The 11,051-nt window shown below is 46.3% G+C and carries 10 protein-coding genes; 7 read left to right on the top strand and 3 right to left on the bottom strand.

Going from position 1 to position 11,051, the window contains the following annotated elements; translation table 11 throughout:
- From E2K52_RS06210 to E2K52_RS06185, 6 genes are all read left to right on the top strand, one after another.
- Positions 1 to 659 (top strand): efflux RND transporter periplasmic adaptor subunit (locus E2K52_RS06210; protein WP_151204281.1); only part of this gene is annotated, 659 nt, incomplete at its 5' end.
- A gap of 13 nt (positions 660 to 672) precedes the next feature.
- Positions 673 to 3,849 carry an efflux RND transporter permease subunit gene (locus tag E2K52_RS06205; RefSeq protein ID WP_151204280.1) on the top strand — a complete coding sequence of 1,059 codons (3,177 nt, stop codon included), beginning with the start codon at positions 673 to 675 and terminating at the stop codon, positions 3,847 to 3,849.
- Positions 3,849 to 5,315: a multidrug efflux RND transporter AdeIJK outer membrane channel subunit AdeK gene (gene adeK, locus E2K52_RS06200; RefSeq protein ID WP_151204279.1), complete on the top strand. Its 1,467-nt coding sequence runs from the start codon at positions 3,849 to 3,851 to the stop codon at positions 5,313 to 5,315. The genes E2K52_RS06205 and adeK overlap by 1 nt, the downstream gene beginning before the upstream one ends.
- 110 nt (positions 5,316 to 5,425) lie before the next feature.
- Positions 5,426 to 5,782, top strand: coding sequence for a YbjQ family protein (locus E2K52_RS06195; RefSeq protein ID WP_151204278.1), 357 nt, complete (start codon positions 5,426 to 5,428; stop codon positions 5,780 to 5,782).
- Positions 5,783 to 5,785: 3 nt separating this feature from the next.
- Positions 5,786 to 6,232, top strand: coding sequence for a YbjQ family protein (locus tag E2K52_RS06190; protein ID WP_151204277.1), 447 nt, complete (start codon positions 5,786 to 5,788; stop codon positions 6,230 to 6,232).
- Between the two features lie 794 nt (positions 6,233 to 7,026).
- Positions 7,027 to 8,304: an MFS transporter gene (locus E2K52_RS06185; RefSeq protein ID WP_151204276.1), complete on the top strand. Its 1,278-nt coding sequence runs from the start codon at positions 7,027 to 7,029 to the stop codon at positions 8,302 to 8,304.
- A gap of 67 nt (positions 8,305 to 8,371) precedes the next feature.
- Here E2K52_RS06185 and E2K52_RS06180 read toward each other — a convergent pair whose 3' ends face one another.
- Together E2K52_RS06180 and E2K52_RS06175 are read right to left on the bottom strand one after the other, a co-directional pair.
- Positions 8,372 to 8,869: a DUF2505 family protein gene (locus tag E2K52_RS06180; RefSeq protein ID WP_151204275.1), complete on the bottom strand. Its 498-nt coding sequence runs from the start codon at positions 8,867 to 8,869 to the stop codon at positions 8,372 to 8,374.
- 140 nt (positions 8,870 to 9,009) lie between these two features.
- Entirely contained in the window at positions 9,010 to 9,279 is a 270-nt protein-coding gene (locus E2K52_RS06175) for a hypothetical protein (RefSeq protein ID WP_151204274.1), read from the bottom strand.
- A gap of 174 nt (positions 9,280 to 9,453) precedes the next feature.
- Here E2K52_RS06175 and E2K52_RS06170 point away from each other — a divergent pair, with 174 nt between their 5' ends.
- Positions 9,454 to 10,338: an alpha/beta fold hydrolase gene (locus E2K52_RS06170; RefSeq protein ID WP_151204273.1), complete on the top strand. Its 885-nt coding sequence runs from the start codon at positions 9,454 to 9,456 to the stop codon at positions 10,336 to 10,338.
- Positions 10,339 to 10,375: 37 nt separating this feature from the next.
- Here E2K52_RS06170 and E2K52_RS06165 read toward each other — a convergent pair whose 3' ends face one another.
- Positions 10,376 to 10,858, bottom strand: a complete 483-nt coding sequence (locus E2K52_RS06165) for a hypothetical protein (RefSeq protein ID WP_151204284.1) — start codon at positions 10,856 to 10,858, stop codon at positions 10,376 to 10,378.
- Between the last annotated feature and the right edge of the window lie 193 nt (positions 10,859 to 11,051).

Here is an 11,051-nt window from a genome sequence, read left to right as displayed (position 1 = left end):
TGGTCACTGCAAGTCAGGCCGAACCACTGGTCACGATCCAGCGTCTGGATCCCATCTATGTAGACATCAACCAGTCCAGTGCAGAACTGCTGCGTTTACGCCAGCAGCTGAGCCAAGGTAGCCTCAACAGCTCGAATAATACGAAAGTCAAGTTAAAACTTGAAGATGGCAGTATCTATCCGGTTGAAGGCCGTCTGGCATTCTCGGATGCCAGCGTGAATCCTGACACAGGCACCGTTACGCTACGTGCAGTATTTCCGAACAAGAATCACTTGCTCCTTCCTGGTATGTTTGCTACAGCGCAAATTGTACAAGGTGAAGTACCGAATGCTTTCTTGATTCCACAAGCCGCATTGACCCGTACCCCAACTGGCCAAGCCATGGCGATGCTGGTTGGTGCCGATAACAAGGTGGTTGCTCGTCCGGTAGAAACAGCAGGGATTCAAGGCCAAAACTGGATTGTAACCAGTGGTTTGAACACTGGCGATAAAGTCATTGTAGATGGTATTGCCAAAGTTAAGCCTGAACAACAGGTTGTGGTAAAACCGTATCAGCCAAAAGCTGCTGCTCCACAAGGCACTCAAGCCCCTACAGCTGATGCGAAAAAGGCAGAAGATGGAAAAGAACCAGCTGAACAAAAACCTGCTGCAAATGCATAAGGAGTACTAGTTCATGGCTCAATTCTTTATTCATCGCCCCATTTTTGCCTGGGTGATTTCTTTGGTCATTATGTTAGCCGGTATTCTTACCCTAACCAATATGCCTATTGCCCAGTATCCGACCATTGCTCCCCCCACCGTAACAATTGCTGCAACTTATCCAGGTGCATCTGCAGAAACTGTTGAAAATACAGTGACCCAGATCATTGAACAGCAAATGAATGGTCTGGATGGCCTGCGCTATATTTCTTCAAACAGTGCGGGTAATGGCCAGTCCTCAATTACATTGAACTTTGAACAAGGTATCGATGCAGACATCGCACAGGTTCAGGTACAAAACAAATTACAATCAGCCACTGCGCTTTTACCTGAAGACGTACAGCGTCAAGGGGTCAAAGTAACCAAGTCTGGCGCAAGCTTCCTGCAAGTTATTGCCTTCTATTCACCAGACAGCAGCATGTCAGCCGATGATATTAAAGACTATGTCAACTCGAACATCGCTGAACCGTTAAGCCGCGTTGCAGGTGTGGGTGAAGTACAGGTATTTGGTGGTTCATATGCCATGCGTATCTGGATGGATCCATCGAAAATGGCAAGCTTGCAAGTTACGCCAAGTGATATCGCAGCAGCACTTAGAACACAAAACTCCCAGGTCGCAGTGGGTCAGCTCGGTGGTGCTCCTTCTATTGAAGGTCAAGTGCTGAACGCCACAGTAAATGCACAAAGTCTGTTACAGACACCGGAAGAGTTTAAAAACATCTTTCTGAAAAATGCGCCTAACGGTGCACAAGTCCGCCTGGGTGATGTGGCTCGGGTAGAATTAGGTGCAGACAACTATCAGTTCTTGTCTAAATTTAATGGTAAACCAGCAGGTGGTGTGGCCATTAAGCTGGCAACCGGTGCAAATGCGCTGGATACCGCTACTGCTGTTGAAGACCTGTTGACTGACCTGCGTAAAAACTACCCGGCAGGCATGGAAGATAAGCTTGCGTTTGATACTACGCCATTTATTGAGCTTTCAATTAAGAGTGTGGTGAAAACCTTAATTGAAGCGATCATTCTCGTCTTCCTGGTAATGTTCCTGTTCTTACAGAACTGGCGTGCAACGATTATTCCAACCATGGCTGTGCCTGTCGTGGTCTTGGGTACATTTGCAGTTATTAATGTCTTTGGTTTCTCAATTAACACCTTGACCATGTTTGCCATGGTTCTGGCCATTGGTCTATTGGTGGATGACGCGATTGTCGTGGTGGAAAACGTGGAACGGGTCATGGTCGAAGAGCACCTTGATCCAGTCACAGCGACAGAAAAATCCATGCAGCAGATTTCTGGTGCCTTAGTCGGTATTACTTCGGTATTGACCGCGGTATTCGTACCGATGGCCTTTATGAGTGGTACGACGGGCGTGATTTATCGCCAGTTCTCGCTCACGCTGGTGACCGCGATGATTTTATCGCTGGTGGTGGCCTTAACCTTTACCCCTGCACTTTGTGCAACCATGTTAAAACAACACGATCCGAACAAGCCGGAAAGCAATAATATTTTCGCGCGTTTCTTCCGTTGGTTTAACAAAAGTTTTGACAGCCTCTCGGTGAAATACCAGCGCGGTGTTGACCGCATGACACATGCGAAACTTTTCTCAGGCGTATTTTACGGTGCCGTGATTGCTGTTTTAGCTTATCTGTTTGTTCAACTCCCTTCTTCATTCTTGCCAGATGAAGACCAAGGGGTGGTGATGACCTTGGTGCAATTACCACCAAATGCGACCCTTGAGCGTACTGAAAACACCATCAATACGATGACCCAGTATTTCCTTGAGCAAGAAAAAGACAATGTTGACTCTGTATTCAGTGTAGCTGGGTTCTCATTTACCGGGGTGGGCCAAAACGCTGGTCTGGCTTTCATTCAGTTAAAAGACTGGAAAGACCGTACCACAGCCGAATCACAGGTCGGTGCAATCATCAAACGTGGTATGGCTTTAAACATGATTGTAAAAGATGCCTCTTACATCATGCCTTTACAGCTTCCCGCGATGCCTGAATTAGGCGTAAGTGCGGGCTTCGACTTACAGTTAAAAGCGGCTGCTGGTCAAAGTCACGATCAACTGCTGGCGGCGCGTAATACCATTTTAGGTATGGCTGCACAAGATCCACGCTTAATGGGCGTACGTCCAAATGGCCAAGAGGATAACCCTCAATACACCATTACTGTGGATCAGGCGCAAGCCGGTGCCATGGGTGTCAGCATTGCTGAGATCAATAGCACCATGGGTATGGCCTGGGGCGGCTCATATATTAATGACTTCATTGACCGCGGTCGTGTCAAGAAAGTCTATGTTCAGGGTGAAGCCAACTCACGCATGATGCCGGAAGACCTGAACAAATGGTATGTGCGCAATAACAAAGGTGAAATGGTGCCATTCTCGGCATTCGCAACAGGTGAATGGACGTACGGTTCGCCGCGTCTAGAGCGCTACAATGGCGTATCTGCGATGAATATTCAGGGTACACCTGCACCGGGTGTCAGCTCGGGTGATGCCATGCTGGCCATGGAAGAAATTATTGCCAAGCTTCCTGAAAAGGGCTTACAAGGTTTCGACTATGAATGGTCTGGTTTATCTTTAGAAGAACGTGATGCAGGTTCACAAACCCCATTCCTGCTGGCTCTGTCTTTACTGATTGTATTCCTTTGTCTGGCAGCGTTATATGAAAGCTGGTCGATTCCATTCTCGGTGCTTCTGGTGGTCCCGCTGGGTATCGTTGGTGCGGTTGGAATGACCTTCTTGGGAATGATTATTTTCAAAGATCCGAACCTTTCAAATAACATTTACTTCCAGGTTGCACTGATTGCCGTCATTGGTCTGTCTGCAAAAAATGCGATCTTGATTGTAGAGTTTGCCAAAGAATTGCAGGAACAAGGTGAAGAGCTGTTTGAAGCCACGCTGCATGCTGCAAAAATGCGTTTACGTCCAATTATTATGACCACATTGGCCTTCGGTTTTGGTGTACTGCCATTAGCACTTTCTACAGGTGCCGGTGCCGGTAGCCAACACTCGGTCGGTTATGGTGTCCTGGGCGGTGTGATCAGCTCAACCCTTTTAGGGATCTTCTTTATTCCTGTATTCTACGTGTGGATTCGAAGCATCTTTAAATACAAACCAAAACAACAAAATCAGGAGTACAAGTCGTAATGCAAAATCTATGGTCTATTACAGGTCGTAGCATTGCGGTATCTGCCCTTGCGCTTGCTTTGACCGCGTGTCAAAGCATGCGTGGCCCAGAGCCGGTTGCACAGGCAAATATCCCAAGTAGCTATACCAATGCGTCTGGTACTTCTGTGGCAGAACAGGGTTATAAGGATTTTTTTGCAGATCAGCGCCTGTTACAGGTACTTGATCTGGCACTGGCCAATAACCGTGATCTGCGTACGGCAACCTTGAACATCCAGCGCGCCCAGCAGCAATACCAGATTACTGAAAATAACCAGTTACCGACCATTGGTGCCAGTGGCAGTGTGCTGCGCCAGGACACCCTGAATAACAGTGCACAAGGTCGCGGTCCGAGTACCACTTATAATGTCGGTCTGGGTGTGACTGCGTATGAACTGGATTTCTGGGGCCGTGTGCGCAGCCTGCGTGACAATGCACTGGATACTTTCCTTGCAACCCAAAGTGCACGTGATGCCACACAAATTGCCCTGATTGGTCAGGTGGCACAGGCCTGGCTCAGCTATTCCTTTGCCAATGCCAATCTGGCACTGGCTGAACAGACTCTAAAAGCCCAGCTAGAATCATTTAACCTGAACAAGAAACGTTTTGATGTTGGCATCGACAGCGAACTACCAGTGCGTCAGGCACAGATTTCGGTTGAAACAGCACGTAATGATGTGGCCAATTACCGCACTCAGGTGGCACAGGCTACAAACCTGTTAAACCTGCTGGTCGGTCAGCCTGTACCGGCGAACCTGTTACCGGCTAAACACATCACACGTATCACTTCCAATACGGCTATCGGTGCAGGCCTGCCAAGTGATCTGCTCATGAACCGTCCAGATGTGCGCTCGGCAGAATACCGTCTGTCTGCGGCAGGTGCCAATATTGGCGCAGCACGTGCACGTTTGTTCCCTACCATCAGTCTGACCGGTTCAGCAGGTTATGCATCGGCTGATCTGGGTGATCTGTTCAAGTCGGGCAGTTTTGTCTGGGCAATTGGTCCAAGCTTGGATATTCCAATCTTTGACTGGGGCACACGTCAGGCTAATATCAAGATTTCTGAAACGGATCAGCAGATTGCACTGGCTGATTACGAAAAGTCGATCCAGACTGCCTTCCGTGAAGTGAACGATGCACTTGCTGTACGTCAGAATATTGGTGACCGAATTGCGGCTCAACGCCGTCTGGTTGAAGCTACCAATACCACTTACCGCTTGTCTGAAGCCCGTTTCCGTGCCGGAATTGACAACTATCTGACTGTACTGGATGCACAGCGTGCCTCTTATGCAGCAGAGCAAGGCCTATTGCTGCTTGAACAAGCCAACCTGAACAATCAGGTAGAGCTGTACAAGAGTTTAGGTGGTGGCCTTAAAGCCAATACCGCTGATGCTACATTACAGCAGCCATCAACTGCTGAACGTAAAGCGGCAAACAGTGATCAGTAAATTTTAAAGTTATAATAAAAAAGCCTGCGCAATGCAGGCTTTTTTATTGCTTTTTAATCCTCAATTTCCTATCTTCACAGCCATCCTATTTTCATTTGAATATCACAAAAATGCTGCTCAGTAATTTAGAAACCGTTCCCGGCCATACCATTAACCGTCAAATTGATGTGGTATATGGCAGTACAGTACGAAGTAAACATGTAGGACGTGACCTGTTGGCGGGTCTGAAAAATATTGTCGGTGGTGAACTCACAGCCTATACCGAACTGCTGGAAGAGTCCCGTCAGGAAGCCATGAACCGTATGATTGAAAAGGCCCGCGCACTGGGTGCGAATGCGATTGTAGGTATCCGCTTCTCGACTTCAAATATTGCCCAGGGTGCATCGGAACTGTTTGTATATGGTACTGCTGTGGTCGTCGAATCCCATACGACCAAACTTCCTGACCCCTTCCCTCCGGCCGCTTAAATCATGGACGGTTTAATTCTTCAGATCACCATTTTTGTGATTCTGTTCAGTGTGGGGTTTGGCTTTGGCCGCTACAATGAGCGTAAACATCTGCAATATCTGGCAGAACAGGAACAGCGCCTGGCTTATATTGCGGTCAATAACAGCCGCTTTATCCCTTCAAATTTTTCAGGTCAAATGATCAGCAGCAATGTGGTGATTTCCCATGACTATTTTAAATATGCCATTGCCAATATTCAGAATTTCTTGGGGGGACGTTTGACCAGTTACGAAAGCGTGGTTGAACGGGCTCAACGTGAGGCAATCGTGCGCTTAAAACTTGAGGCTGAGAAAATGGGTGCACAGCAGATTATGGGGATTCGGCTAAGTACCACCGAACTCGGTATGCAGGGCGGCATGGTCGAAGTCTTTGCTTATGGCACCGCGATTCAGGCACCTGCTGCCCCCTAAGGTCTGTCTACCCACAAGCTCCTATGCAGATGATAATTGTATGCTGCACGATCTGAGCTGGAAAATCGCGAAATACCCGCATGACTTCACTGCCTGCTAAAGTAAAGTAACGCAGCCTGCTCTGTTGTGCCCATGCCATTTGTCCTCTGGTGTCCTGCACACTTAAGTAGTCTGCTTCCAAGACCTGGGCTGCCATTTCTATTTTCCGGATGGATTGAGCTCACCGGTTGATATACAGTGCAGCAGGATAAGGTGAATTTGCAGGTGAGAGGATAAGGGGCTGTTGATATTTCGTCTATGTTTGGCCACGAGAGAGACATCTCGCAAGAGTTTTTAGCGGATATAATCCATCAGACAGCCCAATGAGCCATTCTAAATAAATGACTCATCACGAGATTGAGATAACAGCAAAAATATACTCGTCCTCTTGCCCTTTAAACAAAGCAATACTTTGTACTTGATCATGCAGCCAAAGCTTTCTCAAGCTTCATTATAAAACTTGTCAAAAGTCTCTATTTCCTTCATTTCATGCCTTATTTTCTCAGCTTTTCTTTTCATTGAAACATTTCAATCTTTTTTCTGTTTCTTAAGGCTATTTTTAGCTAGAGACCGCTGACGGATTCAAGAGAAAGTACCCAAATTTCAGTCTAGACACTTATATATTCCAAATAATTGAATAAAAATGAAATCTGATAACTTTTAGTTAAAATCAAACAAAGAAAGTTTGATTATTCAATTAAAAAAGCATTCTTTAAAATCAATCATCTAGGATTATTTATTAGCGGAACTCAAGTATGGTTGCTCATTCCAAACTCACCCGTGCTGACAAACGCACCCTTGGACTCTCCTCTTTGGGCGGCGCACTCGAGTTTTATGACTTTGTCATTTATGTATTTTACGCCAAACTGATTTCTGAACTGTTTTTCCCCAGTACTTTAAGTCCATTCTGGGCCATGCTGAACACGTATGGCATCTTTGCTGCGGGTTATTTTTTCCGCCCGCTGGGGGGCGTGGTCATGGCGCATTTTGGCGACCTGATCGGACGTAAACGCCTGTTCAGCTTGTCTATTCTGCTGATGGCTCTACCTACCCTAATGATCGGGATCATGCCGACCTTCGAAAGTATCGGTTATGCCGCCCCTTTGCTGTTATTGCTGATGCGAGTCATGCAAGGCATCGCGATTGGTGGAGAAATTCCGGCAGCCTGGACCTTTGTTTCGGAACATGTTCCGGAACGCCGGATTGGTATTGCCAATGGCGTTCTGACGGCGGGTCTGTCCTTAGGTATTTTACTCGGTGCCCTCATGTCACTGTTCATTTCCCTGCAATTTAGCGAAACTGAAATCAAGCAGTGGGCATGGCGCATTCCGTTTATTTTAGGCGGTATTTTTGGCTTTGTGGCGCTGTACTTACGCAGTTATCTTAAAGAGACGCCTGTCTTTCAGGCCATGCAGGCGAAACAGGAACTGGCCAAAGAGCTGCCTGTGAAACAGGTACTTGCCCAGCATAAAACCGGTGTAGTTCTGGGCATGCTGTTTACCTGGTTCCTGACCGGCTGCGTGGTGGTACTGATTTTAGCCATGCCGAACTTGTTGGTGACTGGTTTTGGTTTTGAACGGGCCGATGCCTTTAAAATGCAAAGTGCGGCAATTGTCATGCAAATGCTGGGCTGTATTCTGGCAGGCATGCTGGTAGACCGTTTCGGCGCAGGTAAAATCATGTTGCTTGGTGCTTTATTTGTCGCACTAATGGCAGGTATTTTCTATCATAGTCTGGGGCATGTAGAAGCTTCGACGGTGTTTATGCTGTATATGCTGCTCGGCCTGAGTTCCGGCACCGTGGGCATCGTCTCCTACAGTATGGTCAAAATGTTCCCGGCCCAGATCCGGTTTAGTGGCATTTCATTTTCCTATAACCTTGCCTATGCAATTGCCGGAGGAATCACCTTGCCGCTGGTTCAATGGCTGAGTCTATATAGCAATATTGGCGCCATGTACTATATCTGGGCGATCTGTCTGGTGACCCTGTTAAGTGCTGTAATTTATCAAAGAAAATTTGAAAAAATAGGATAAAGACCATAAAAAGAGCCTGCTTATCAGGCTCTTTTTATAGAATATTGAAAGACCGAAACATCAAAAATCAGGCTGACAGATTCTTACGCAGCTCATCTTCGACAATATTGATTTCAATCTCGCTAAATTTACGGATTTCTCCTTCAGCATGCTTTTCCAGCATATTGCCCAACAAAGGCACTTTAACTTTAACGCTCCAATCCAGCTGAAACTGGATCTGTGCCTCATCACCTGTCACCACACGCTGACATTTCGCTTCAATCGGCAGATTTGCACCTAATTCTACAATTGAAGTCATTTCTTCCAGATTACTTACATCGGTGCGCTGCAAGCGAAAGGCATCTTTTAACAGTTTTTTCGCCATATCTGGAATTTTAACATCCAGATTATAGGCACGTTTTAAAGTATAAATCTGGCCCTGCTTTTCAGAGACTAGAATTTCCATATTCTGTGCAGGGATGCGGTGACAGACCGCTTCATGCATCCGAATATCTGCGGCCAGACGTTTAAAGTCATCAATTGAAATACCCTGAATGATTGCTGTTACAGTGAACTGGTGTGCCATACAAATTTTCCTTATTTTTATTGCTTGAAGGATGGGCGTGTCTTGAATCAGGTAAGGGAAAACCCTCAATAGAGCAGCTATTTAATTCAATTCCAAGGCAGATGTCATTACTCGATTGCGGGTAAAAAATGACAATCTGGTCAATGTTTCCGGATGAGCTTTGCTGATACCTCTGCACCGCAGCTGAGCTGAAGACAGGCATCCCGGTAATAAATGACCACATCAAATTCCTCGGCACCATCATCCAGACCACTTACATACCAGTGTGTACCTCGAGGAAATTCAAGTAACCAAGCGGATTGATAAAACTCAGACACCGAATCAAACTGTAAATATTTTTCGGGATTCGCTTCAATCCGGACTGCAAGCTGAAGGAAGTGATTCAGCTGCTTATAATAAAAGTCAATCAACTTCCGGCATCCTTGAGTTTAAACAGCGCCTTAAAAGACACTTGGGCTTATGTAACGGTTTCGATGCAACAACTCTTGCAAACGACTGTAGAGTTTTGACATCTCTGGGCGGATCTGCTTAAAACTACTATAAATGATTCTTATCCTGATCACTGAAAATAAAAGGAACTTAGTATGACACAAGGAAAAATTCAGACCCGAACCGTGCAATTTCTGGCGGAAGACGGCTACACCTTAAGTGGCAAGCTTTACCAGACAGAAATGTCCGCTCTGGCCAATATCGTGGTGGCCTGCGCCACCGGTGTTCCGCAAGCGTTCTATCGGCGCTTTGCTGAATATGCTACCGCGGCCGGTTTTCAGGTATTGACTTTTGACTATCGTGGCATTGCAGCTTCAGCACCTAAAACGCTCAAAAACTTTAAAATGTCCTATCTGGACTGGGGCCGTTATGACCTGACCGCCGCGATTGAGTATTTAAGTAAAACCGGTCTGGATATTTATATGATTGGGCATTCCTATGGTGGGCAGGCTCTGGGACTGAGTAAATATCATGACCGGGTAGAAGCGCTCTACTGTTTTGGTACGGGTGCAGGCTGGCATGGCTATATGCCTTTTAAGGAAAAAATCAAAGTTCAGGTGATCTGGAATATTATTTTTCCGCCGATGGTGGCTGTTAGTGGCTATCTGCCATGGAGTCTTCTGAAAATGGGCGCAGACCTGCCCTATGATGTGTATCGTGAGTGGCGCAAATGGTGTAAAAATCCGACTTACTTTTTTGCTGACCCTGACTTGAAAGCACTACATGACCAGTATGCCAAGGTTCAAACCCGGATTTATGCCATTGCCGCTCTGGACGATGCCTGGGCCTTACCCGCTTCAAGGCATGCCTTTATACAGCACTACGCTCAAGCTAAAAAATCCTATATTGATATTCGCGCAGCAGATTATGGCCTTCGGGAGATTGGCCATATGGGATATTTCCGTCAGGGCGCAGAAAAAATCTGGGATGAAGCATTGAACACCTTTAAGCACTTACATCAACAGAAATATGCAGCCTGAAGATTGTTTTGATCCGGGGTCTGATTGCTGATAAATATCAGATACAGTGCGAATGTGATAAGTTTTTAGCAATCTCCAGCTTATGTTCCTGCCCGAAGCGGTCAACATGCGTATAAAAAATGCCATAGCAGCCCACATAATACTCCAGAGACTGGTCATAGAAATTCCAGTAAATTGACCATTCTCCTAAGTCCAGACGACGAATATGTGTAGTGGTCCGTCCCGGCATTTTATAGAACAGCCTTTGTTGCAACTGTTCAGCCTGAGCCGGATCCTGAAGATCTGTTTTCTGCTGAAACAGTAAACTGGCGACATCATCGAACAATTCCTGTTCATGGGCTTCTACCACATGAACCATTTCCCGCCTGACGTAATTGGAGAGAGGAACGGCAGCCAACGCTGTGGCTGTGTTTGATGCTTTGCTCTTGCGATAATGACGGATTTTATAAGTCTTCAGGCCCACCTGACAGGCTGCATAAAAGATCAGTAGCAGACAAAACAACAGCAAAAATTTAAGCATCATGGATTATCTCACCGGGCTGGTTCTAGGGATAGATGTCGTTTATTCATTTGAGAGTGACTTGAAGCTGAAGGCGGCTTTTAGGCTTAGCCTTCTTAAAGCGCTCACAAGCCTATTTTTATAGAGTCTTTTCTTCTAATTTTTCACTTCATATTAATGGCAGTCTGTAGACCGTCTGCCTTGCTATGCTTAA

This window comes from Acinetobacter sp. RF14B, from assembly GCF_006864105.1.
GTDB lineage: Bacteria > Pseudomonadota > Gammaproteobacteria > Pseudomonadales > Moraxellaceae > Acinetobacter > Acinetobacter lwoffii_C.
This window is presented reverse-complemented; position numbering and strand designations above follow the sequence as displayed.